Source organism: Congzhengia sp. (assembly GCF_037235575.1).
Lineage (GTDB): Bacteria > Bacillota > Clostridia > UBA1381 > UBA9506 > Congzhengia > Congzhengia minquanensis.
Genome location: NZ_JAXUNN010000012.1, coordinates 1 through 23,033, shown reverse-complemented (window position 1 = coordinate 23,033; position 23,033 = coordinate 1). Strand labels below are relative to the sequence as shown.

Sequence of the window (23,033 nt, the reverse complement as noted above, 5' to 3'; positions counted from 1 at the left end):
CTCCTTTTTCTCACAGTGAAATAATTTTATCTTCTTCCCAGGAACGGTATGCCGCTTCCATAAATTCCGTCAGTGCCACAGCCTCGTCAATTCCATATAGTTTGTTTTCCGTGTTGTTCAAAATGCTTGAAATCCAATATGCAATGGGGCGCTCTAAGGTCAGCTCCAAATGTTCTTCCGTCACCCACTCTTTGTTTGAGGCTTCGTTTTTGTAGCGGAAGCTATCCTGCACATGGATATATCCCTTTGTGCCGCTAATTTCCAGCGTAAACGGGTCGCAATATGACACGAACCCAGTTTCCGAAACGCCAATTGCACCGTTTTCAAAACTCATTACACTAACAGCATTGTCCTCAACGCCGCGGCCGGTTACCTGTGTAAAGGCCGAGGCCATTTTTTGAGGCGTTCCCAAAAACCACTCCAAAAGATACATGGGGTGCGCGCCCAAATCCATCATGGCACCGCCGCCGCAAAGGGTTTTGTCATAAAAATAGTCCGGCAGCCAGCCTAAAATGCTTCCCCCATGAACGTTTCTAACCCGCATATAGGTCACCTGGCCGATTTCGCCGCTGTCTACCATTTTCTTGGCTTGAAGCACGCCGGCCATGGTTTTGTGCGGCAGGGAGATGGTAAAATGAATGTTGTTTTTCACAACCGCTTCCCGAATTTTTTCAGCGTCACTTTTGGAAAAGGCCAAAACCTTTTCGGTGTAAATGTGCTTTTTCGCATTTGCGGCTTTCATTAACAGCTGCGGGTGCAAATTCGTGGAGGACACCACCGCCACTCCGTCGATTTCCGGGTTTGCCAATAGCGCATCGTAATCCTCATAAAAATCACAGCCCAGCGCCGAAGCCCACTGCTCCCCGCGGGATATGTCGTCGTCCCACACCGCGGCAATTTTCACGCCGGGCGTTTCCCCAATCTCTTTAGCATACTGGTCGGCATGCACATGCCACCGGCTTACCATTGCAATGTTCAGCATAGTTTCACTCCTTTTCCTGTTTTGTTTTCCACCTTATTCCCAGTTCAATGTCGTTTAAAAGTGCGCCGTCGGCAGACAGCGACTGAATAAAATCTAAAGACTCCGGACTCCCGTTCATGGAACTTGTTTCGTCCGTGCACGATAAATCCTGGCACATTACCCAAACCTTAACATCATACTTCATTTTCACGTCCATAGGCTTTATTTCGCTTAGCCACGGCTCCCACAGCCGAATGATGCCCGCGCCGTTTTCCACAAATTTGCCGATATTGTGATAATCCGGCATAAATGCCAACACGTTTTCCTTTGAAAACGCCATGCTGATTTTGTTTGCCGCCTGGGGACTCACCACGCCGCAGATAAACGGCAGACCGGATTTTTTCAGCATGTTAACAAACCCGTCGTCTAACGTTTCAAACTTAATGTGAAGTAAAATCGGCGTCTTTTCCCGATACCGGCGGGCAAGCTCTTCAAAGGTTAAAAGCGCGTAGTTCTTTTCCGCAAGCTTTTCCTTCATTTCGCAGTATGTAAGGTCTTTTACCAAAACGGGTTCTCCTGTCAGACGCTCTAAACTCTCATCATGGAAAATAACAAACACGCCGTCTGACGTTTGCCTGATGTCACATTCTGCGGCAGCGGCGCCGATGTGCGCGGCATATTCCAAGCTCTCCACCGAATTTTCCTGCTTTACCAGCGATGCTCCCCTGTGTGCAATTAAATCCATTATTTTCATCCTTTCGTCGTTCCTTACCGTTATTATACGCTAAATTCCGTCTGTTTTCAACCGCCAAATAAAAAAACGCTTCCTATTTTTTCAAATAGGAAACGTTTCGTTTATTGCGGCAGGCTCCACACAATTTGTTTAATCGCAGAACCGCCGTTCGATTCTTCATAAAAGTTTTCCCAGCTTTCCTCCCGCTCATAAAAAACAGTGAGAATGGTTCCGTCCTTTCGTTCAACCGAGGCCGGATATCCCAAATCTAAGGAACTGGCCCCGTCATAGAGCACATAATCTGTGTCCCAGTTTTCTCCGCCGTCATAGCTTATCATGGCTTTAATGCCAAAAGGCTTTTTTCGGTATCCATAAACCGAAACCAACGCGCCGGAGGAATGTTTCATCAGATGGGCCGGCGCGCCGCCTGTGTCAGATAAAATCTGCCGGGGCTTTGAAAACGTTTTGCCGCCGTCTGACGATTCGCTCTGAAAAATTGTAAACATGCCGCCGTCTTCACTCTGCTTTTCGTTTTGCACACGAATATGGACTATGATTTTTCCGCCAATATCAATTGCCGCCGGCTCGCAGGAGAGCACGCCGGGAATTGCTTCAATTGCAGAAACAAACTCAAATTCACCGTTCACGAACTTGTGGCACTCAATCCTGTCTTCCTTTTGCGCAATCCCGTCTGACGCAGAACGACCCACGTATAAAATATCTCCGTTTTCCAAAAGACAGGGGCCGTGGGGTGCGGTCACAGGCGAAAAACCGATGTCGCCGAACGTGACACTATTGTCATTGCTGATTACATATGTATAGCCCAAATATCTGCTTTCTGCGTTCTTTGCGTCAATTCCTGCCAAATAGCCTTCAACCAGCCGTTGTTCCGGGCTTCCCTGCTCCCGCATTTTGTTGGTATTTTGCTGAAACGCCACGGTGTTGTTAAATGAGGTAATCATTACGCTGCTATCGCCAAACGGCAAAATTCCGGCGTCCCTGTCGTCTAACGGAGTGTCTATCACCACACAGGGCCTGCTCCACGTTTTGCCGTCATCTGCGCTTTTCGCCATAACCACCTTTCCAAAAGGGCACACATGGCCAATGCGAAAGCCCGAACACACAGCGGCAAGGGTTCCGTCATGAAGGCGCGCAAGCGAAGGCCAGGCAAAATAGTTAAATTTAGAATCGGGGTTTTGAATAATTGTTTTCATTTCATGAACAAACACTTTTTTCATGTTTGAAAACCGCCTTTCATCAAGTTTACTTTTATTATATACGGCCGCTCCCCGCTTTGCAACTGCCGCAAAGGACAAAAATGAATTACTTTTGTCCTTTCAAACATACTTGTTAATAAAATTCTATGTTTTTGACAAAAAAGGCTTGAAATATGTTCGGACGTATAAAAGATTTCCGTCAGGAAGTCACAGGAGCCATGTAGAGAGGAAACAGGAAACAAATGTATATTCTCTCCGAAAGTCTTTCCTCTGTCGCGGCGTATAACAAGCGTTGGATCAAAATATGTGTTATTATCGACATTTTCTTCTAAAAAAGTCCACAATCTCAGTTCTCAAACGATGTATCGATGACAGGAATGGGCGTTTTGTCCCATGTTTCTCCCTCATCATCGCTATAACAAAACAACCCCCTTTCCAAAAGGACAGATATGTGCTATTCTGAAGTAAACGTAACCATTGCAGGATGTCTGTCTTTAAGCCTTGTAATTGACGGCTATGCAAAATAATTATGTATACTGTTCCTATTGTTGCATATTACTTTTTCTTTTTACCTACAGTTTCATAATTTTTATTCTACTGTTTATTTCCAAGTTTTAACAAAAGCTATTTTTTCCTGTATCTGAACAAAGCAATTAATACTGATATTAATGAAAAAATCTGTGCGTAAACTAATGTTGAACCGATTATTATATAATAAATAATATATATTATAACATTTGCTAAGCTAAACAATCTCATTCTCTGTTCCTTTTTTGATATTACATTACACATAAATAGCATAGATGCTGCTATTGGTAAAATATCCAATTCTTCTTTAAATCCAAAAATTCCACATAATAAATATGTAATAGTAAAAATGATTGTTTTTGTAATCGACACTTTTTTATTTTTTACACAATGCTCTAAGCTAAACAAGATATGAATTACTGCCACAAAATTCAAAATACCTGCGCTTGAAATTCCTGTTATCATAAAGACACTTATTCCGGCAAGAGTATTAACAACAATCTGATTAACAAGCATCTGCCATCTTTCTGGAAACTGCGTCCCTATCAGACAGAGCAGGGCTACTATATATCCTAAAATATCTGCTGTAGGTTTCAAAATTTTATATTCTCCTGTTGTCGAATGTCCAACCTGCCTCTCTTAACGACCTTTCTAAATAAGCCTTTTGTTCCATGTTTAATGCGCGCATAGGATATGTGGCCTCACCTACGTTGTAACCCATAAGCTCTACTGCATATTTTACACTTGGAATAACCTCATTTTTAATCAGTATGTCTATTATACGATTTGCCTTTATCTGCTCAGCAAGCGCCTGCTGCATTTTGCCCTCACGGAAACTTTTGTATATCTTAATAAACTGTGGAAGCATCATATTATAGGTTGAACCTATTCCTGCATCTGCACCCGCTGCAAGACCGGATACAAGCAATTCATCAGGACCATTTATTATATTCATTTCACCATGAGTTTTATCCTTTAGCTTCATTAGCTGAAAAAAATTATCTGAACTCCACTTAACGCCTATTACATTATCAATCTCATATATTCTTGCAATCAAATCAGCGCTCATTTCTTTTTGTGCCGACGGGTGATAATAGATAATTACCGGTATAGAAACACATTCAGCTAGCCTTTTATAATAGTTAAAAATATCAGTTTCATCATAAAAGAAGAAAATAGGAGGTATTGCAGCTATTGCGTCTGCACCGGTTCTTTCAGCATGCATAGCAAGGGCGCACGCTTCTTCCAAATTTACCGCCGCTATATGGCAGATTACCGGCTTTCTTCCTGCAATATGCTTCACTGCCACCTCACACATTACTTCACGTTCCTCTCTACCCATAACCAGACCTTCGCCGGTACCACCAAGTATATAAAATCCATCTGCGCCCTGCATTAACAGATAGTCTATAAACTCCCTTGCCACTTCTTCATTAATGGTTTTGTTATCCTCGTGAAATGGAGTAATCAGTGCCGGCATAATTCCTTCAAATTTAACATTATTCATTTATAATCTCTCCTTTTGTTCACTTATTTAAAATAGCTTTGAAAATTAATTAGTGTTAAATAATAGTTGGCAAAAAATAAGGGAAATGGTAAAAACCATAAAATCTGTCGAGGCTTTGAAAACGTTTTGCCGTCGTCAGTGCTTTTCGCCATAACCACCTTTCCAAAAGGACACACATGGCCAATGCGAAAGCCCGAACACACAGCTGCAAGGGTTCCGTCATGCAGGCGCGCAAGCGAAGGCCAGGCAAAATAATTAAATTTTGAATTGGGGTTTTGAATAATTGTTTTCATTTCATGAACAGACACTTTTTTCATGTTTGAAAACCGCCTTTCTTCAAGTTTACTTTTATTATATACGGCCGCTCAACGCTTTGCAACTGCCGCAAAGGACAAAAACGAATTACTTTTGTCCCTTTTCATCACACCGGTTGATAAATTTCTATATTTTTTGACAAAAAGGCTTGAAAAAATGAAATTCATATGATATTATCACAATTGTAGTGATGAAAAAAACAAAACTACAAAAATAAAAAAGGAGAGGTTGTTATGGAAACAGGAAATGTAAATGGTGAATTTGGCGGAATGCAGGCCGCGCCGCAGTCTGGTAAGAAAAAAATAATTTTGGTTATTGCCGTTCTTGTCGGTGGACTTCTCGTAGGCACATTATGTGGATATTTCGCTGGTGTAAATGCGAAAATAAATGCACAGTTACTGGCTGAACGCCAGGCTCAGGATGAACAGATTAATACCAAAAAAGAAGAACTTTCAAATCTTGAAAACGAAATTAAAGATAAAAGCGGCGTTATTTCATCCGCAAAGGAATATGAAACAAATAAAGCCACATTAGATGAAAAAATTGCAGAAAAAACTTCCACGGTGGAGAATCTGGATTCGCAGATCAGCGCAAAGCAGAGCGAATTAGACATCCTGACAGGAAATGTGGTGAAAGCCAAAAGTGAACCAAAGGTACTGCCGGCCGGTGAATATACCGTCGGCGTAGATATTCCGGCCGGCAGGTACAGCGTGTCTGGTTCGCGCAACTTTTTTGCGTGGGACAAATCAGGTTCTTTAAAGGTCAATACTATCCTCGGAAATTCCAGTATTGGTGTTGGAGATTATGTCTGCTCTTTGGGGGATGGATATCGCATCGAATGTGCTGCAAAGACCACATTTACTCCAATCCAATAAAAAAGAAAGAAGCAAGACGGTCGCACCTTTTAGTGCGGCCGTCTTTTTGTATCTTGAAAAACAACGCGGGGCGCAATAAGCGCCCCGCGTTTATGATACCGCTCTGCGAATCAGCTCCGGCGGCGTTTGGTGCAGCAGTTTAACCGCAGCTTCGTTGTTAAACACCCAATCCAAAAGGTTGGACTTTTCTATCACCAGCGGCATACGGTTGTGCACATCCACTATAGATTCGTTGGGTTCAGTGGTTAAAATTACATACTTTTTTGCGCCGTTAAACTCACCAAAAATTCCCGCCATGTATAAAGCGCTTTTCTCCGGCAGGGTGAACAAGAACTTTTGTTTGGTTTTGTCGTGCTTCCACTCGTAAAAGCCCGAGCTGGGAATAACACACCGCCGCTCTATCACCGCTTTTTGAAACATTTTTTTCTCCAACGCCGTTTCTGCCCGCGCATTGATAATCACACCGCTTCTGCCTCCAAACTGCGGAAATCCCCACGACATAACCTCCGGAGCCAGGGAATTACCCCTTGAAACAAGCACTGGGGCGTTGTTCGTGGGAAAAATTTCGCCTGTATGAAACACCTGGCCGTTTAACGCGTTTAAAATATCAAATAAATTGTCGTCATCGCTGTCAAAATTATATCTTCCGCACATGTTTTACCACCTCAGTATTAGTATATCCGAATTAACGAAAAGCCACAAAGAATAATTACTTTTTTACGAGAAAACTTTTCTGACTGCCGGCTGTTACCACGTCGTCAGGCCCCAGACTGCCCAGCAGAAGGGGCGAATTCGGGTCGTGCCGCCGGTAGTTTTCCAGCGCTTTTTGCGGGCTTTGGTTGGCATAGCAATATCGGCACCCATTGGGACAGGTGTCATAGGCGCCAATGTCGCGGCTTTCTATGCAGTGACATCCCTCCCGCATGCCTTTATGCTTCAAACTGCGGAATGCAATGTTGTTGGCCCTGCCGATGATGTCCAGCGTCAAGCAGCCCGAAGACGCAATTCCATATCTGCTGAAATCGCCGTTGGTGCCGCAGGTCTGAATTGTCATGCCATATTTTTTTGCAATTGCACCAAGATTTTGTGCCAAAATATCTTTATCCTTCTCTGTCATGGGAATAATTTCCGGCATGTTGTATTTTAGCTTTTTATACAGCTCCACAAAGCTGAAAATGCAGCGGTCAATGTGGCCGGACAAGCGCTCTGCCATTGCTTCAAAGGTTTTTATGTGCCGCTCTATGGTATAGATTTCCGTCAGCAAAATCGGGTCATACCGCCACGAAATTCTTTGCCTGCCCACGGCTTTGGAAAGCTTTTTCAGCGTTTCAATGCTCGTTTCAATGTCCGGCACACCGGGCTCTACATCTTTTCCATATGCCGTAATGGTATAGTGGCAATAAATATGAAACCTGTTTTTAATCTCGTCTATGTGCTGTAGCAGCGGCTCATAGTTTTTTGAGCAAAACACCACACAATCCACCGTTTCAGGGCAAAGCTCATACCGCGTTACCTTATCGGGAAACATAGGGTTGCGCGTGAGCACATACCCTTCCCGAAACCTGTTTAACAGCCATTCTGTATAATACTGCGCCGTGTCTGTCCGCGCTCCTGTGTTGATAATCAATCTGCTTCCCTCCTCTTTTTGTTTCAATTCTACCTGTTTCATAAAATTCTGTCAAGCTTCAAATTTTTGAAAAATCATATATTTTCCTCTTGCATAATCCCATATGCTTGTGTTATAATAAGTTTATCGAACATTTGTTCTATTTAGAGGCGAAAAAATGAAAAAGAACCGAATTATCCTCCATGCCGACCTCAATAATTTTTATGCGTCGGTAGAGTGCCTTTACAACCCCGGTCTGCGTGGAAAACCTGTGGCTGTGGGCGGCGACGCGGAAAAGCGGCACGGAATTATTTTGGCAAAAAACAATGAAGCAAAGGCTTTTGGTGTAAAAACCGGCGAAACATTGTGGCAGGCACGGCAAAAGTGCCCCGGCCTGATTTTTGTAAAACCCCGCTATGATTTATATGTAAAATACTCCCGTCTGGCGCGCAGCCTTTATGAGGAATATACCAGCCAGGTGGAAAGCTTTGGTTTAGACGAGTGTTGGCTCGATGTAACCAACAGCGAAACGCTGTGGGGCGATGGGAAACGCATTGCCGACGAAATCCGCCTGCGTGTAAAACGGGAGCTGGGGGTTACGGTGTCTATCGGCGTCAGCTTTAACAAAGTCTTTGCAAAGTTAGGAAGCGACATGAAAAAGCCGGACGCAACAACGGTTATTCCCCGCGAAACCTTTCAAGAAATTGTGTGGCCCCTGCCTGTGGAAAATTTGCTGTTTGTGGGCCGGGCTACCACCCGGAAGCTGAAATCCACCGGCGTTTGCACCATTGGCGACCTGGCTCAGACGAATGTAAACGCGCTGCGGCGCAGGTTTGGCAAACCGGGCGAAATGCTTTGGAACTTTGCCAACGGGCTCGACGAGTCGAGGGTGAGCGAGGCAGACGCGGCGCAAAAAATAAAAACCATTGGCAACAGTTCTACCCTGCCCCGGGATTTAACCTCAGAAGAAGACGTGAAAATTCCCTTATATATCCTGTGCGAAAGCGTTGCAGAGCGGCTTCGCGACCACAGCCTAAAATGCTGCTCTGTGCAGCTTTCCCTCCGGGACAACGGGCTGTTTCAATATGAGCGGCAAGGCCCGCTGATTTGTCCCACCTGCTCGGCCCAAGTGATGTTTGAAAAGGCGTTTGCACTCTACCGCGGAAACTACCTGTCGAACAATCCAATCCGCAGCATTGGCGTGCGGGCCTTAAAGCTTGTGCCGGAGAATGGAACGCAGCTTTCCCTTCTGCCGGAGCTTCAGCAGGTTCACAGGCGCGAGGCGGAGGAAGCGGTAATCGACTCCATCCGCCGGCGCTACGGACACTTTTCCATTCAGCGCGGCATTATGCTGTTAGACACCAAGCTTTCCGGATTTGATCCCAAGGGTGAGCACATAATTCACCCCGAAGTTTTTGTAAGATAATCTGACATCTGTGGTATTTGACATAAAACGATTTGATCAGGAGTTGTAAGTTATGTCAAAGCCCTGTAAAACCTATGTGGATGTTTTAGCAAAATTTGAACGTGACGGGAATGTTATACCCCTCCGCGTGAAGTGGGAGGACGGGCGCGTATTTACCGTCGACAGTGTTGCAGATGTGCGCCGTGCCGCATCAATCAAGGGCGGCGGGCTGGGTATCCGCTACACCGTCTGCATCGGGGGACATAACACCTATCTGTGGCGGGACGACGACCAGTGGTTTGTAGAGCGCAAATAAACAGCAAAAAACCAGCAGGCGAAAGTGCCTGCTGGTTTTAACATTTATCCAGTTTTGCCCGGAAGGAAATTGCCCGGGGCGTGTCTATTTCGTCAAACTGAACAATGTGGGCGCCTTTTACAAAATCCACATCGGTCACCGTTCCCAACCCAAAAATAGGGTGTTTCACCCGCTGCTGCACGGCAAAGGCGGTTTGCTCTGTGTCTTGCTTTAAATGCCGGTCGCTGATTGCAATAAAGCTTTGCGCCTCTTTTACCAATTCGTCCTCCGGCTTTTGAGTGTAGGTGAGAAGCCCTTCGTCAATGTCAAACAAAAAGCGGGAGGGAAATCTGGGTGAGCCGTCAAAATTCCGGCCCTCCGCCTCTGAAAGATACAGCGCGGTTTTCGCCCTTGTTATTGCCACAAATGCCAGCCGCCGCTCCTCCTCCATTCCCTGAATGGTGCTGGTCTTTTTTGAGGGAAAAATTCCTTCGTTCATGGCACAGAGGAACACATGGGGAAACTCTAACCCCTTTGCGGTGTGCACCGTCATTAATTTTACCTTGTCGCTGTCTGTTTCGGCGTCGCTGTTGGTAAACAGCGCCACGTGGGCCAGGTAGTGCTCTAAGGTGCTTTCTTCGCCGCAGCTTGTTTCATATTCATAAACCGACTGTTTCAGTTCCGCCAAATTGTCCAGCCGTTCCTGGCCGCCTTCTGTGCGAAGCATTTCTTCATATCCGCTCTCATTTAAAATTGCCGACAAAAGCTCTGAAATCGGCCGCACCGAATAGTCCGCGGCGAAGGCTTCCACTAAGGACAAAAACTGAGTAGCTTTCGTGCCTTTAAAAATTTCGTTGTCAATCTCCTGCGACAGTGCTTCATAAAGCGAGCATCCCCTTGTTGCAGCAATCTCCTGCAAAAACTGCATGCGCCGCTTTCCTAAGTTCCGTTTTGGACTATTGGCAATGCGCAGAAAAGAAAGATCGTCCTTATATGCAAGGATGCGCAGATAAGACAGCGCGTCTTTAATTTCTTTGCGCCCAAAAAATTGAACGCCGCTGTAAATGGTATAAGGTATTTTCTCCCGCAAAAGCACCTCTTCAATGGTTCTGGTCAAATGGTGGGCGCGGTAAAGCACCGTCATATCCCGATATGGAACGTTTTGCCCGTGAAGCTCTTTCATTTTTGCGGCCATCCACTCGGCTTCCTGCTCTGAAGTGGCGGCGTGGTGGCACAGCACTTCGCTGCCCTCAGGCAGTGTAGGAATTAAATCCTTTTTTATGCGGTTTTTGTTTTTGTCAATCAAAGAGTTCGCCACCGACAAAATTTGTGGGGTTGAGCGGTAGTTTTCCATCATCATAATGGTTTTTACGTTGGGAAACGCATTGTTAAACTCTAAAAGATAACGAATGTTGGCCCCGCGCCAGGTATAAATGGTCTGATCCGGGTCTCCAACCACAAACAAATTTCCGTGATAGCCGCACAAAACCTCCATCAGCTTATACTGCAGCTCGTCAATGTCCTGAAACTCGTCAATCATAATATATTCCAGCCGCTTTTGCCACTTTAATTTTATCTCCTCATCCTGCTGAAAAATATATAGAGTGAACTTAATTAAATCGTTGTAGTCAAGCCCAAAACACTTTTTTTCCTGATATAAATAGCCGTAAAAAATAATGTCCGACGTATTTTTTGCGGTTAAATATTTTTGATAGAGCGTATCAAGCGGCATGGCCAGCATGTCCAGATAATAGTCCGGCTCCTTAAAGATTTTACGAATTTCTATCATGTCCCTGGCATTGGAAAAGGTCATGTTTCTCAGTGTCAGCCCGCGTTCTTCATAAATGATTGCCAGCATGGCATCTATATCGGAATTATCCAGCACCAAAAAGCTTTTGGGATACTGCACCGCATAGCTGTCCTCCTGCAAAACAGACACGCAGAAACTGTGGAACGTCGAGATAAACCCCGTATCGTTGTCCCCCGTGAGTGCGTGAATTCGCTGGCGCATTTCGTTGGCCGACTTGTTGGTAAACGTGACGCATAGGATATTTCCCGGAAGAATTCCAACCTCATTCACCAAATATGCAAAACGGCGGGAAAGGGCCCGCGTTTTGCCCGAGCCCGCCCCTGCAATCACGCGGATGAACCCTTCGGTTGACGTAACCGCTTCCCGCTGCACAACGTTTAATCCCTGTAAAATATCCTCCATGGACTGTTTCTCCTTTATCGTGCCGTTTATTTCGTGATATTTCCAGCATAATCGAAAACGCGATAAAAGTCAAGTCCTGTTGAAATATCTTTTTTCCGTTACAGTGCAGCCGCCTTTTTCCCAAGAGCGCGGCAAGCGGACAATGCGTCATCGTCGGGCGCTTCGTTTGCCATTAACCCTTCGGACTCAACTAATTTTGCGCCGCTGTTTGCCGTTCTTTCTGTCCATTCTCTCATCCATTCACCGTCTCCCCAGCCGTAAGAGCCGAAAAGAGCAACATTTTTCCCCGAAAGGTTTGGTTCAAGTTCAGCAAAGAAAGGCTCAAATTCACCTTCCTCCAAAACCTCTGCCCCCATTGCCGGGCATCCTAAAATCAGCGTGTCATAAGATGCCGCGTCGGCGGCAGAAATTTCCGACACTGCAAAGAACTTTGTATCGGGATTTACTTCCTTTGCTCCTTCTAAAATTGCTGTGGCCATAGACTCTGTGTTACCTGTGCCGCTCCAATAAATAATTGCAGTTTTGCTCAATTTATAAAACCTCCTAATTAATTTTGTTTTTGCGGGTTTCATGCCGGCCAGTGCCGTACCGTTCCCGCCCTTTTTAGTTAGTTTTAGCTAACTTCCGTGTAAAAATTAATTTGCCTGGTCAAAATATTCTGTTAACGCATCGCTTAGCGCACATGCGCTGGACGAGTGGCAGTGTTTTAAAAAAGCCCCTGCTTTTTCTGCCTGGTCCGATGCCACGTTTACCATTTTGTGTGCCACCGTTCCGGTAAAAACAATTACAATGTCGGGGTTTCCAATTTGATTTTTAAAATTGGCGGGGCACTGGGTAAACACCTTACATTTACATCCAAACCTCTTACATATTTCTTTATATCGGCAGTGCATTCTGTCATGACCGCCCACAATTACAATGCTCATATTAACCTCCGTGATTGCCGGCGCCATGGCATTTGTCCGACAGCGCACAATCTTTGCAGCCGCAGCCGCAGGAGGATTTTCCTTTTCGTTTGTTTCTTACCATAGAAAGGCAAACAAATGCCACAATTGCAAGCAGAACAACGCCCACAATCAGTGTTGATAAATTATTCTGTAACCAAATCAGCATTTTAAAATCCTCCTTTAGCTAAGCTTTTTCACGCGTTCATTTTCATGCTGTCTGCATTTAAAACATTCGATTCTTTATATGGACGGAACAGCATGTAAAGGATAAATGCAAGCACCGCGGCGGCAAATATAACGCCAATTACACTTCCGGCACCTGTAAATAACATCCCCAGCTGATACACAATCAGCGACATTGCATATGCAAATACACACTGATACCCAATTGCAAACCACGTCCATTTTGCGCTGTTCATTTCCCGCCTGATGGCCCCGATTGCCGCAAAACAAGGAGCGCAGAGCAGATTGAAAATGAGGAAGGAGTAAGCCGCAAGACGGGTCATTTCCTCAAAGTCTAACACACCGAATACGCCAACCACCTCTTCTTTTGCAACAAGGCCCATAATGGTTGCAATGGTTGCTTTAATGTTGTTAAATCCCAGCGGTGCAAAAATCCAGCTGATTGCGCCGCCAATTAATCCAAGTACGCTATTTTCCAATTCCATTTCGCTGCTAAATCCAAAACTTCCGTCAACAAACCCAAAACACGAGCCTGCCCAGATTACGATAGACGACAGCAAGATGATGGTGCCCGCTTTTCTGATGAAAGAACTGCCCCGCTCCCACATTGAGCGCATAATATTTCCAAAAGTAGGCATGTGGTATGCCGGAAGCTCCATAACAAACGGCGCAGGATCGCCGGCAAACATTTTTGTTTTTTTCAGCATAATGCCGGAAATTACAATGGCCGCAACTCCAACGAAGTAAGCGGAGGGGGCAACCCACCACGCGCCGCCGAACAGGGCCGACGCAATCAGCGCGATAATCGGCACCTTAGCGCCGCAGGGAATGAAGGTGGTGGTCATAATGGTCATTTTTCTGTCGCGGTCGTTTTCAATTGTTCTGGAAGCCATAATGCCCGGAACACCGCAGCCCGTTCCAATCAACATAGGAATAAAGGATTTACCGGAAAGGCCAAATTTGCGGAAAATCCGGTCCATAACAAACGCGATACGTGCCATGTATCCGCAGGACTCTAAAAACGCAAGGAAAATAAAGAGCACCAGCATTTGCGGGACAAATCCTAAAACAGCGCCCACACCGCCGACAATGCCGTCTAAAATCAGGCCGCTAAGCCAGTCAGCACATCCAATGGCATTCAGGCCGTTTTCTACCAGCACAGGAATTCCTGGCACCCAAACGCCGTATTCCGATGTGTCAGGCGCTTCCTCCATGGCCGCCTCCACTGTTTCTGATATGTCAAACCCTGCCTCGGCAAGAGAGTCGCCAAAGGTGCCATAGGCTTCGTCAAATCCGCCAAAATCCTCTTCCTCAATTGCTCCTAATAAGTCGCCGGCACCAACAACACCGGCAGCGGCAGCGTCCTCCACCGTTGCGGAAAGCTCCTCTGTCCAAATATTCTCCTTCGCATAATCCGTAATGGCTTCCTCATACTGGCCGGCGCCAATTCCAAACAGATGCCAGCCGTCGCCGAACAGCCCATCGTTGGTCCAGTCGGTGGCCCACGTACCCACGGTCGTTACCGATATGTAGTAAACAAAAAACATAACTACTGCAAAAATCGGAAGCGCCGCAAACCGGTTTGTCACAACCTTGTCAATTTTGTCCGACGTTGAAAGGTGACCGGCACTTCTTTTTTTGTAGCTTCCTTTCATCAACTGGGCAATATAGACATACCGTTCGTTTGTAATAATGCTTTCCGCGTCGTCGTCTAACTCCTCCTCCGCCGCTTGAATGTCCGCCTCAATGTGTGCAAAGGTCTCTTTGGGAATGTTTAATTTTTCCAAAGCTTTTTCGTCCCGTTCAAAAATCTTAATTGCATACCAGCGTTGCTGTTCCTCCGGCATGTCGTGCACGGCCGCTTCTTCAATGTGTGCAATGGCGTGCTCAACCGCGCCGGAAAAGGTGTGCATGGGAACAGTCTTTCCAGTTTCAGCCGCCGCAATTGCCGACTCTGCCGCTTCCATAATGCCTGTTCCTTTCAGTGCGGAAATTTCAACAATTTTACAGCCAAGCTCTCTGGATAACTCAGTTATGTTAATTTGGTCCCCATTCTTTTTAACAATATCCATCATGTTAATGGCAATGACAACAGGAATTCCCAATTCCGTAAGCTGCGTGGTAAGATAGAGGTTACGCTCTAAATTTGTTCCGTCTACAATGTTTAAAATGGCGTCCGGCCGCTGGTCAATTAAATAGTTTCTGGCCACAACTTCCTCAAGGGTGTAAGGCGAAAGGGAATAAATTCCCGGAAGGTCTGTTATGGTCACACCTTCGTGCTTTTTTAGCTTTCCTTCCTTCTTCTCCACCGTAACGCCCGGCCAGTTCCCCACAAACTGGTTCGAGCCCGTCAGCGCGTTAAAAAGCGTTGTTTTTCCGCTGTTTGGGTTCCCCGCAAGGGCAATTCTTACATTCATATTTCTATGTCTCTCCTTTAAAATTAGTTGTGTCTAACCATAAAGCAAAAAAATTTATCCGGTTACTCCACTTCAATCATTTCCGCATCTGCCTTGCGCAAAGACAGTTCATAGCCCCGCACCGTTACCTCCACCGGGTCGCCCAGCGGTGCAACTTTGCGAATATGTACGTCCACGCCTTTGGTAATGCCCATATCCATGATTCTGCGTTTCACCGCACCTTCGCCATGAAGCTTTACAACCTTTACCGTGTCGCCGATTTTCGCCTGTCTTAGTGTTTGCATAAAAAATTCCTCCCTGCTATTTTAATGAAATTAAACCATAATTTTCTGCGCCATTTCCCGGCTGATTGCAACCCTTGCCTCTTTTACATTTACAATTACATTTCCGCCAAGGGCATTGATAACCGTAACAGTTCCGCCAACCACAAATCCAAGATTTTCAAGATGTTTTTTCACCTCGGGTCTGCCGCCGACTTTTTTAATGATGTTGTCTTCTCCGACGTTTGCAAGTGTTAATGGCATCCTATTTTCCCTCCGTCTTTATTAAGCAGCTTGAGTTAGTCATTTCTAACCTCTACAGTTAGTTTAACATAACTAACTGTATTTGTCAATAGGTATTTTACTTTTTTCGGTTTGACAATCCTAACCCTATATGCTATACTGAACATAACGAAAAAGTTTGAAAGGCAATTTGACTATGAAGATAAAAGAATCTGCTGAAAATTATCTTGAAGCAATTTTAATGTTGAAAAACAAAAACGGCAGCGTGCGCAGCATTGACATTGCAAACTATTTAAATTTTACTAAACCCAGCGTTTCCGTGGCAATGAAGTCATTCCGTGAGGAGGGCTACATTACAGTCGACGCAGACGGGGGAATTTTGCTGACCGAAAAGGGGCTTGCCATTGCCGAAAAAATGTTTGAACGGCACCAAATTATTGCAAAGGCGCTTATGGCTCTGGGGGTTGACGAAGAAACCGCCTATGAGGACAGCTGTAAAATTGAACATGACATCAGTTCGTTAAGCTTTGAAAAAATAAAAGAACACCTGACAAAACATAACATTTTTTAGGCGCGCAGGCGGTAACCAAAACAGTCCGTTTCGGAATGTTTATTTTTTCAAAAAACGATTGACTCTCAGGCCGTGTGATACAGTATGATAATGGAAAAGATGGAACGGATTAAAGAAAAAGGTTTTGTAGAAAAAAATGAGGAACTGACACGGCGGCTGGCAGCAGACGTAACGAAAGATGTTGCCGCAAGTGACGTTCAGAAAATGGTAAAAGAGTTGATTAATCTGCTGGACGAACAGCACCGACCAACACTGGATATGGAAAAAATTATTGGAGTATCGTGATCGACAGCTACCTGCACAATCCACAGATGATAAGCGGCGTTGACAAGCGGTATGGTGCCGGCGTATCTCATTTTTTGGGCATGGCACTTGAAGTTTATTTTCATTAAATGTAAAAAAGAGGCAGAAAATATCTGCCTCTTTTTTACTGTCATCTCAATTTAGCCTTGCGGCATCAGTGTAATTTCCTGAGCCAGTTCTGATTTAAATTCCGCTTCAGAAAAATCTGCACCGTTTTCTGCGTCGCCATTCATTTCCTGATGAATAGTTTCAAGGTATTCCGCTTGAATTTTTTTGCTACTCCCTCTGTTGTTTTGGTGCAGGAAAAATATACGACAAGAACATTGCTGTTGTCTGCCAGATTTGCAACATTGCTCTGGGCCAGTGGGCAGGCCATTACGATTGCCGTCATCAGGATCATTGACAAAATAAATCCTGCTATTTTTCAAAGGAATCTCCTCCCATCTTCTTTGCAATTCATTTGTTATTTTTATTTTATAACCAGTCTTTAAAAATTGCAAATACCTATTATGAATGACTAACCATAGTTGACAAGAATAATCCCAAATGATAAAATTATGATGTAAATTGTTAAAAGGAGGGGGTTTTTTTATGATTGAAACAAGACATTTATATTATTTTCTTGCAGTTGCCCGCGAACAGAATATAACAAGAGCGGCGGACACACTGCATATAACGCAACCCACGCTTTCAAAACAACTTATGGATTTAGAGCATCAACTCGGCAAACAGCTGTTCATCAGAGGAAAAAGAACGGTTACACTTACAGAGGAGGGAACATATCTGCGCAGCAAGGCACAGGAAATGATTGACCTGATGGAAAAAACGGAAGCAGCGTTTCATGAGGAAAGCAAGACCGTCAGCGGCGATATACATTTAGGCTGCGGTGAGACCCGAGTTATGGAGTATATCACAGATGTGTTTAAACAAATACATTTGGAATATCCCAAAATCCATTTTCATATTTACAGCGCAGATGCCGACAATGTTCTTGAAAAACTTGATAAAGGACTTTTAGATATCGGTTTGCTGCTCGGCCCTCTCCGGCGGGAAAAATATGACTATATTGACATTCACCAAAAAGATACCTACGGGCTGCTTATGCCGAAGAACTGCACCCTTGCTTCACAGTCAGCCATAACAGTTGAACAAATGAAAGACCTGCCGCTTATTTTTTCTCAACAAGCCTTTTTGGGGCATCAGGAGCTTGAATGGTTTGGAGTCGATTACTCCGCGTTGAATGTGGTTGCCACCTATAACTTGATTTTTAACGCGACATTTATGGTTGAAAAAGGCATCGGCTATGCGCTATGTCTTGACAATCTTGTAAATATAGATGGCAATAGAAAATTAACGTTTCGTCCGATTACTCCTGAACTGTCGATAAAATCCTATATTGTAATGAAAAAATATCAGGCTTTCTCTCCCCCGGTGAAAATTTTTATGAATAAGATAAAAAATATTTTGTAAAACTTATGGTCTGTTAACGCAGCAAAAGGATGTAAAACACAGTCTATTTTGCGGTTTTTATAACGATTTATCGCCGCCTTGCATATAATGTATATATGAAATAATATGGAGGGGATACGCATAGAAAGTTTTGTAAATTCCGGTGAAACACCTAATTTGAATAGTTTGCCAGATGACGTCCGTCAGCAGCTCAATTTATTGGACAGTGCGGAACAAAATCTTGCTTTCATTCTTGCGTCACTCCTGATTCGGTTTAAGGTCATAGATGTTCAGCGAGATATGCTGCTAACAAGTGCGCTCTGTCCGGAGGAATTTGCACAGGCTAATTACCCCGATGTATTAGACTTACAAGTTGCTGCATCTATACTTGTTCTTTATGCTTTACTTGAGTTTCATAAAATCGCAGAGCAAACCGCAAAAGAGGCAAAAAATGCGGGTTCAGAAGCCGGCCCTGAGGAGAAAGAGGTCTTTCTTAGCCTACTTGTCATTACAGTCAATTTAATCCGGTTTGGGTTTTTATTGGATACCGCACCGGAAGAAAAGCAATCCCAAATAACGCCGGAACAGATTGATAATGATATTGAAGCCATATAAAAACGCATGAATGTCTTTTCGGAGTCAAGAAACGTTCTCCACACAAAGAAGAACCAACCGAAAGGGCGTTTCGAAACGCCCTTTCGGTTGGTTCTCATCAACTTTAGTCTAATATACATCCGTTTGACATATTATCTATATTTTTACCAATCTATACGCAGAATTATTTAAATTTTTATGCTTTTTTGAAAATTTGCTTAATACGCCGATAATGGCGTCAAAATACTTCCCGTTCAGACTATAAAGTATGGTTTTTCCTTCTTCTCGCGTTTTTACAAGCCCAATTTTCATCATCATGGTAATGTGATGATATGCCGTGGAGCCGGAGAAGCTGAAAATCTTTTCTAGATCCTTGCAGGTAACTTCCTCTCTCTCTAATAATAATTCTAATATTTTAACCCGGCTTGCTTCGCCTAGTGCATTGCCGAAGTCTAGAAGACTCAATTCCTTTCTGCTTTTCGCGATATCTACAACAGAAAGATAATCATAGCCAAGAAGAAATACTGCACCCTCCTGTATGCCAAAAAAGTTAATGACGTATTTTGATATAAGACAGTAAGAAACGTATAAATTCTGGTTGTTTTTTTTAATAAAGCTTAAGTCCCTTAGCTTTTTCACATTTTCACTCAAAGTTTCAAATGGGTTCTGATTGTTAACGTCAAGTATTTTTTGATAATTTTTTTTGTAATATTGAGAAAGCATAAGTTCTTTCGCCATCAACTCAAATTGAAGCGTTTGTAAATATGGCTCAGGGTCTAGAAAAAATTCATATAGTCTGCTTTTTTCCGTATCGGAATAGTTTGAGTTTTTGATGCATAAAAAAATTGCAGTCTCTGAATTTATACATTCAATAAGCTTTTCTTCTGAAAGTTCGCAAAAATAAAAGCGAATTAAATTCCGTATTAATCTTTCTTTGTCCAATAATTCATTCTGAAAAAATTTAAAATTAAAGGTTGTCGTAAACTGTTCTTTATATGGATAAAAATACTGAGTAGTTAAAAAACATCGGCCGTGTTCAAGAGTATGAAAAAATATGTATAAATCCTCGGGAATATCAGAAAATTGTTCCAGCAAATCGTCAAAATACTCAATATTTTCTGATTGCTTCCCATTGGTGTTAAGTTCATTAAGCATGAACTGCTTGTTGAACCGAAGAACAAAAATAAAAAGTAAATCATAAATATACCCTGGTTCTTTTAACAGTCGAATTTTCGGCATAAAATCACCTCTTTTTCAATTTACTCCCCCTGAGTAATATTAATTATATCAAATAAGTTAACAAAAAACAAGTCATATTGTATCATAAAAGTTAAAATAATTGAATATTTTGAAGCTGTATTTCTTAAATACATCATTTTTATGTCTATTTTTCTCGATTTTTTGTTACAACAAATTTAGGCAAGCAAAATGCGGAACAGCTATGGTGCAACCGTAAAAAGATTCGGCAAACAGCATGTCAATTTGGCAGGGATAATAGTGGTTAATAGTCTTTAAACCATCAGATCTTGTAAAATGCGATAAATAGTTTGATAACCCTGAACATTTCCGAGAACAGACAGCCCTCTCTGAAAAACACTACCATATTATAGGAACGGTTACCGCCCGAAACAGTTTTTTAAAATAGAACTTTGTAATGCAAGACCTCGACTGTTTTTTTTGGGGGGGATTTCTCCCTGAAATTTCTATTTTTCAGTCTATTTTAGTGATGATTGCCTCCCCAAAAAATATATATCCCCATAAATATACTATAAAATATCTGTAAGTATATCCATTGTATGGAAAAAAACGCCGAAAATTGGTTACTTTTGTAAGCTGTAGAATTAATTTCTATTGACATCAAATAGTATTTCCATGTAAACTTAGAAATGTTGGTATTCCAATCAAACAACCAAAAAAATAAGGAGCGATGATTATGAACAAGAAATTTACGAAATGTATGATTGTACCGGCTGTTTGTTTGTCTATACTGGCATCTGCGCCGGGAAACATTTTTGCAGCAAAGTTTAATGACGCAGACATTCACTGGGCAAAGGATGCAATTACAATATGGGCAGACCACGAAGTAATACAAGGGTTTGACGGATTGTTCCGTCCTGACGATACGATTACCAGAGCAGAAATGGCTGTTATGATAAATCGTATTATGAATTATCAGGTTAGGGCTGAAAATACGTTTATAGATTTAGATGATAACTGGTACACCGATGCAATTCTAAAACTAGTGAAACAAGGAGTCATGCTTGGGCATGATAACCAGATTCGTCCTGAAGATCCTGTTACCCGTGAAGAAGCCCTAGTTATGATTGCAAGAGCGTTAGGTATTGAAGAGAATCAGAACAAGTCTGCTTCTTTTATCGATTCTGGCAACATCAGTGAATGGGCTGTTGGCGCAATTCAAGCAATGATAGAAAAAGGGTTTATTAATGGATATGAAGACGGTTCATTCCGGCCGCAGGACAAAATGACGAGAGCCTGCTCTGTAACTGTAGTAAATAATGCTGTTAAAGGTTTTTATAACAAGCCGGGAACGTATAAAGTCGAAGAGGAAATAAACGGCATTGTAATCGTTAACTCACCAGATGTCATCCTGGAAGGAATGACAATCAACGGTGACCTGATTGTTACCCCCGGTGTAAAAGAAGGTACGGTTACCCTGCAGGGAACGACGGTATCCGGCCAGCAAATCGTTATGGGCGGAAACGTGGAATCCAAACCGGGTACTTCAAATCCTGGCGGTGATTCTGATAATGGTTCCGGCGATGGCTCAAATGGAGGCTCAAACGGCGGTTCTGGCGGAAGTTCAGGCGGGGGCGGTTCAACTATTCAAAATGCGGCTGCTACAGATATCATTGTAAACAGTGCATATGCAGACGAAACCGGCAGGGTTACTGTAAGCGGAAAACGGTATACCATTGGTGAAAATGCATTTGATACACTGGAAAAGGCAGTTGCACAGGCACAGACTCTGAATAAAAAAGCAAGTGTAACACTGATGAGCAACTTGAATATAGAACAAACAGTTGTCCTAAAAGCAGACAGCCTGACACTGGACGGTAATGGACACACGCTTTCCTACCGTCAGGGAGTTAAAGATGGCATTCAAATAGAAAATGGGCAAGATGTTGTGTTAAGAAACCTTTCAGTTGTAATGAACGATGAAATAAACAAATGGAACGGCTCTTATGGGATTCAAGCATATCAATCTAAAGTTACGTTGAAAAATATTTCGGTTACTGGTGCGGATGGCGGTATTTTGGTAAACGGCGCCGAAGTAACTTTAGAAGGCGTGGTTGACGTCAGCGGCAATGAATTCGGTGGAATTGAGGTTTCAAAAGGTTACGGCGTAGAATCTATGCCGAAACTGATTGGTTCTGCGGAAAATCTGAAAAACGATACGGAAGAAGACAGCAAGCCAACCGTTTGGATTGATAAAGTATCCGAATTGACCAATGCTGTTGTGGCCATTTCTGGCCTGAACGAAGTTCCGGCTAACAATGACCAGACCTATTTCTTCCTCAGGCAGAATCCAGCAGAAACAACAGCCAATGTTTCTAGCCAGCAGGAACTTGAAGCAGCTTTAGCTAATGAAGATATAAAGGTAATTAACATTCTGACAGAGTTAACATTAGACAAAACGCTGGTGGTAAACCGTTCTGTTATAATAAACGGCAAAGATCACATGAAAAAGCTTTCTTTCGATAATAAAAATGCGATTCAGCTGGTGCATGCCGGTGAAGTGACGCTTGAAAATCTGATAGTCGAAATCAGTGGAAATGAAGAAGGATGGCAAGGACTTTACGCATTGCAGGCATATGGCACAACAAACGTCACTTTAAGAAACGTTTCGGTCACCGGTGCGGATGGCGGTATTTTGGTAAACGGCGCTGAAGTAACTTTAGAAGGCGTGGTTGACGTCAGCGGCAATGAATTCGGTGGAATTGAGGTTTCAAAAGGCTCCGGCGTAGAATCTATACCGAAACTGATTGGTTCTGCGGAAAATCTGAAAAACGATACGGAAGAAGACGGCAAGCCAACCGTTTGGATTGATAAAGTATCCGAATTAACCAGTGCTGTTGTAGTAGTATCAGGATTAAATGAAGGTTTTACAGAGAAAGACCAGGCTCATTTTTACTTGAGTGAGGTTTCGTCAGAAACCTACAAATAAAGATATTTTCTAAGCACTACCTGTATAGGAGGTTGCCATACGGCGGCAATTGAGTACAAGTCCAAATCTAAAGGACGGCACGGGGATAATAGCGAACGACAGTAGGGATAATACCAATTCATAATTTTAAGGAAAAGAAAAGAGGCATATACAAAATGTATATGCCTCTTTTTTTGTCACCTCAAGTTGTGCAGCGAGTCGCGCGTTAGCGCTCGCTGCATGCTTG

General features: G+C 43.4%; 25 protein-coding genes. 8 read left to right on the top strand and 17 right to left on the bottom strand.

Annotated elements, in window-relative coordinates:
* Positions 1 to 10: 10 nt before the first annotated feature.
* The 6 genes from WIG73_RS02000 to WIG73_RS01975 all read right to left on the bottom strand — a co-directional run bounded on the left by WIG73_RS02000 (position 11) and on the right by WIG73_RS01975 (position 5,263).
* A complete protein-coding gene (locus tag WIG73_RS02000; RefSeq protein WP_337399065.1) occupies positions 11 to 982 on the bottom strand; it encodes a Gfo/Idh/MocA family oxidoreductase in 972 nt (323 codons plus the stop codon).
* A 4-nt stretch (positions 983 to 986) separates the two neighbouring features.
* The gene (locus WIG73_RS01995) at positions 987 to 1,706 is read right to left on the bottom strand and encodes a glycerophosphodiester phosphodiesterase family protein (protein WP_337399064.1); all 720 of its coding nucleotides are present in this window, start codon (positions 1,704 to 1,706) and stop codon (positions 987 to 989) included.
* Positions 1,707 to 1,816: 110 nt separating this feature from the next.
* Entirely contained in the window at positions 1,817 to 2,932 is a 1,116-nt protein-coding gene (locus WIG73_RS01990; RefSeq protein ID WP_337399063.1) for a sialidase family protein, read from the bottom strand.
* Positions 2,933 to 3,535: 603 nt separating this feature from the next.
* Complete coding sequence (locus WIG73_RS01985; protein ID WP_337399062.1) at positions 3,536 to 4,036, bottom strand: YgjV family protein; 501 nt, start codon at positions 4,034 to 4,036, stop codon at positions 3,536 to 3,538.
* 4 nt (positions 4,037 to 4,040) lie between these two features.
* Positions 4,041 to 4,946, bottom strand: coding sequence for a dihydrodipicolinate synthase family protein (locus WIG73_RS01980; RefSeq protein WP_337399061.1), 906 nt, complete (start codon positions 4,944 to 4,946; stop codon positions 4,041 to 4,043).
* Positions 4,947 to 4,969: 23 nt separating this feature from the next.
* Entirely contained in the window at positions 4,970 to 5,263 is a 294-nt protein-coding gene (locus tag WIG73_RS01975; protein WP_337399060.1) for a sialidase family protein, read from the bottom strand.
* A gap of 231 nt (positions 5,264 to 5,494) precedes the next feature.
* Here WIG73_RS01975 and WIG73_RS01970 point away from each other — a divergent pair, with 231 nt between their 5' ends.
* Positions 5,495 to 6,136, top strand: a complete 642-nt coding sequence (locus WIG73_RS01970) for a hypothetical protein (protein ID WP_337399059.1) — start codon at positions 5,495 to 5,497, stop codon at positions 6,134 to 6,136.
* Positions 6,137 to 6,226: 90 nt separating this feature from the next.
* On the opposite strand, the gene WIG73_RS01965 is transcribed toward WIG73_RS01970, so the two are convergent.
* A complete protein-coding gene (locus WIG73_RS01965) occupies positions 6,227 to 6,790 on the bottom strand; it encodes an SOS response-associated peptidase (RefSeq protein WP_337399058.1) in 564 nt (187 codons plus the stop codon).
* Between the two features lie 55 nt (positions 6,791 to 6,845).
* Positions 6,846 to 7,763 (bottom strand): DUF1848 domain-containing protein, encoded by a 918-nt coding sequence (locus WIG73_RS01960; protein ID WP_337399057.1) that lies wholly within the window; start codon positions 7,761 to 7,763, stop codon positions 6,846 to 6,848.
* Positions 7,764 to 7,920: 157 nt separating this feature from the next.
* Here WIG73_RS01960 and dinB point away from each other — a divergent pair, with 157 nt between their 5' ends.
* Together dinB and WIG73_RS01950 are read left to right on the top strand one after the other, a co-directional pair.
* Positions 7,921 to 9,168, top strand: a complete 1,248-nt coding sequence (gene dinB, locus WIG73_RS01955; RefSeq protein WP_337399056.1) for a DNA polymerase IV — start codon at positions 7,921 to 7,923, stop codon at positions 9,166 to 9,168.
* A 52-nt stretch (positions 9,169 to 9,220) separates the two neighbouring features.
* Positions 9,221 to 9,463 (top strand): hypothetical protein, encoded by a 243-nt coding sequence (locus WIG73_RS01950; RefSeq protein WP_337399055.1) that lies wholly within the window; start codon positions 9,221 to 9,223, stop codon positions 9,461 to 9,463.
* Between the two features lie 37 nt (positions 9,464 to 9,500).
* Here the strand turns inward: WIG73_RS01950 and WIG73_RS01945 are convergent, their stop codons facing one another.
* The 7 genes from WIG73_RS01945 to WIG73_RS01915 form a co-directional block, all read right to left on the bottom strand.
* Positions 9,501 to 11,654, bottom strand: coding sequence for a 3'-5' exonuclease (locus WIG73_RS01945; RefSeq protein WP_337399054.1), 2,154 nt, complete (start codon positions 11,652 to 11,654; stop codon positions 9,501 to 9,503).
* Positions 11,655 to 11,752: 98 nt separating this feature from the next.
* Positions 11,753 to 12,184, bottom strand: coding sequence for a flavodoxin (locus WIG73_RS01940; protein WP_177679753.1), 432 nt, complete (start codon positions 12,182 to 12,184; stop codon positions 11,753 to 11,755).
* 105 nt (positions 12,185 to 12,289) lie between these two features.
* Positions 12,290 to 12,580, bottom strand: a complete 291-nt coding sequence (locus WIG73_RS01935; protein ID WP_177679754.1) for a DUF2325 domain-containing protein — start codon at positions 12,578 to 12,580, stop codon at positions 12,290 to 12,292.
* Position 12,581: 1 nt separating this feature from the next.
* Complete coding sequence (locus tag WIG73_RS01930) at positions 12,582 to 12,767, bottom strand: FeoB-associated Cys-rich membrane protein (RefSeq protein ID WP_177679755.1); 186 nt, start codon at positions 12,765 to 12,767, stop codon at positions 12,582 to 12,584.
* A gap of 28 nt (positions 12,768 to 12,795) precedes the next feature.
* Positions 12,796 to 15,201, bottom strand: coding sequence for a ferrous iron transporter B (locus WIG73_RS01925; protein ID WP_337399053.1), 2,406 nt, complete (start codon positions 15,199 to 15,201; stop codon positions 12,796 to 12,798).
* Positions 15,202 to 15,263: 62 nt separating this feature from the next.
* A complete protein-coding gene (locus WIG73_RS01920; protein WP_177678564.1) occupies positions 15,264 to 15,485 on the bottom strand; it encodes a FeoA domain-containing protein in 222 nt (73 codons plus the stop codon).
* Positions 15,486 to 15,515: 30 nt separating this feature from the next.
* The gene (locus WIG73_RS01915; protein WP_337399052.1) at positions 15,516 to 15,725 is read right to left on the bottom strand and encodes a FeoA family protein; all 210 of its coding nucleotides are present in this window, start codon (positions 15,723 to 15,725) and stop codon (positions 15,516 to 15,518) included.
* A 175-nt stretch (positions 15,726 to 15,900) separates the two neighbouring features.
* Between WIG73_RS01915 and WIG73_RS01910 the strand changes: the two genes are divergently transcribed.
* Positions 15,901 to 16,275, top strand: a complete 375-nt coding sequence (locus WIG73_RS01910; protein ID WP_337399051.1) for a metal-dependent transcriptional regulator — start codon at positions 15,901 to 15,903, stop codon at positions 16,273 to 16,275.
* Between the two features lie 84 nt (positions 16,276 to 16,359).
* Positions 16,360 to 16,560, top strand: a complete 201-nt coding sequence (locus tag WIG73_RS01905) for a TipAS antibiotic-recognition domain-containing protein (RefSeq protein ID WP_249313866.1) — start codon at positions 16,360 to 16,362, stop codon at positions 16,558 to 16,560.
* Between the two features lie 158 nt (positions 16,561 to 16,718).
* Here WIG73_RS01905 and WIG73_RS01900 read toward each other — a convergent pair whose 3' ends face one another.
* Entirely contained in the window at positions 16,719 to 17,006 is a 288-nt protein-coding gene (locus WIG73_RS01900; protein ID WP_337399050.1) for a hypothetical protein, read from the bottom strand.
* A gap of 163 nt (positions 17,007 to 17,169) precedes the next feature.
* Between WIG73_RS01900 and WIG73_RS01895 the strand changes: the two genes are divergently transcribed.
* Positions 17,170 to 18,048 carry a LysR family transcriptional regulator gene (locus WIG73_RS01895; RefSeq protein ID WP_337399049.1) on the top strand — a complete coding sequence of 293 codons (879 nt, stop codon included), beginning with the start codon at positions 17,170 to 17,172 and terminating at the stop codon, positions 18,046 to 18,048.
* Positions 18,049 to 18,204: 156 nt separating this feature from the next.
* Positions 18,205 to 18,642 (top strand): hypothetical protein, encoded by a 438-nt coding sequence (locus tag WIG73_RS01890; protein ID WP_337399048.1) that lies wholly within the window; start codon positions 18,205 to 18,207, stop codon positions 18,640 to 18,642.
* A gap of 135 nt (positions 18,643 to 18,777) precedes the next feature.
* On the opposite strand, the gene WIG73_RS01885 is transcribed toward WIG73_RS01890, so the two are convergent.
* Positions 18,778 to 19,860, bottom strand: a complete 1,083-nt coding sequence (locus tag WIG73_RS01885) for a helix-turn-helix domain-containing protein (protein ID WP_337399047.1) — start codon at positions 19,858 to 19,860, stop codon at positions 18,778 to 18,780.
* A gap of 694 nt (positions 19,861 to 20,554) precedes the next feature.
* Between WIG73_RS01885 and WIG73_RS01880 the strand changes: the two genes are divergently transcribed.
* Positions 20,555 to 22,807, top strand: coding sequence for an S-layer homology domain-containing protein (locus tag WIG73_RS01880; RefSeq protein ID WP_337399046.1), 2,253 nt, complete (start codon positions 20,555 to 20,557; stop codon positions 22,805 to 22,807).
* The last annotated feature ends 226 nt before the right edge of the window (positions 22,808 to 23,033 follow it).

Bases quoted from the DNA above. Each gene is read 5' to 3' on its own strand.
- WIG73_RS02000 (WP_337399065.1), bottom strand. From the start codon at position 982: ATGCTGAACATTGCAATGGTAAGCCGGTGGCATGTGCATGCCGACCAG.
- WIG73_RS01995 (WP_337399064.1), bottom strand. From the start codon at position 1,706: ATGGATTTAATTGCACACAGGGGAGCATCGCTGGTAAAGCAGGAAAAT.
- WIG73_RS01990 (WP_337399063.1), bottom strand. From the start codon at position 2,932: ATGAAAAAAGTGTTTGTTCATGAAATGAAAACAATTATTCAAAACCCC.
- WIG73_RS01980 (WP_337399061.1), bottom strand. From the start codon at position 4,946: ATGAATAATGTTAAATTTGAAGGAATTATGCCGGCACTGATTACTCCA.
- WIG73_RS01975 (WP_337399060.1), bottom strand. From the start codon at position 5,263: ATGAAAAAAGTGTCTGTTCATGAAATGAAAACAATTATTCAAAACCCC.
- WIG73_RS01970 (WP_337399059.1), top strand. From the start codon at position 5,495: ATGGAAACAGGAAATGTAAATGGTGAATTTGGCGGAATGCAGGCCGCG.
- WIG73_RS01965 (WP_337399058.1), bottom strand. From the start codon at position 6,790: ATGTGCGGAAGATATAATTTTGACAGCGATGACGACAATTTATTTGAT.
- dinB (WP_337399056.1), top strand. From the start codon at position 7,921: ATGAAAAAGAACCGAATTATCCTCCATGCCGACCTCAATAATTTTTAT.
- WIG73_RS01950 (WP_337399055.1), top strand. From the start codon at position 9,221: ATGTCAAAGCCCTGTAAAACCTATGTGGATGTTTTAGCAAAATTTGAA.
- WIG73_RS01945 (WP_337399054.1), bottom strand. From the start codon at position 11,654: ATGGAGGATATTTTACAGGGATTAAACGTTGTGCAGCGGGAAGCGGTT.
- WIG73_RS01935 (WP_177679754.1), bottom strand. From the start codon at position 12,580: ATGAGCATTGTAATTGTGGGCGGTCATGACAGAATGCACTGCCGATAT.
- WIG73_RS01930 (WP_177679755.1), bottom strand. From the start codon at position 12,767: ATGCTGATTTGGTTACAGAATAATTTATCAACACTGATTGTGGGCGTT.
- WIG73_RS01925 (WP_337399053.1), bottom strand. From the start codon at position 15,201: ATGAATGTAAGAATTGCCCTTGCGGGGAACCCAAACAGCGGAAAAACA.
- WIG73_RS01920 (WP_177678564.1), bottom strand. From the start codon at position 15,485: ATGCAAACACTAAGACAGGCGAAAATCGGCGACACGGTAAAGGTTGTA.
- WIG73_RS01915 (WP_337399052.1), bottom strand. From the start codon at position 15,725: ATGCCATTAACACTTGCAAACGTCGGAGAAGACAACATCATTAAAAAA.
- WIG73_RS01910 (WP_337399051.1), top strand. From the start codon at position 15,901: ATGAAGATAAAAGAATCTGCTGAAAATTATCTTGAAGCAATTTTAATG.
- WIG73_RS01905 (WP_249313866.1), top strand. From the start codon at position 16,360: ATGATAATGGAAAAGATGGAACGGATTAAAGAAAAAGGTTTTGTAGAA.
- WIG73_RS01895 (WP_337399049.1), top strand. From the start codon at position 17,170: ATGATTGAAACAAGACATTTATATTATTTTCTTGCAGTTGCCCGCGAA.
- WIG73_RS01885 (WP_337399047.1), bottom strand. From the start codon at position 19,860: ATGCCGAAAATTCGACTGTTAAAAGAACCAGGGTATATTTATGATTTA.
- WIG73_RS01880 (WP_337399046.1), top strand. From the start codon at position 20,555: ATGAACAAGAAATTTACGAAATGTATGATTGTACCGGCTGTTTGTTTG.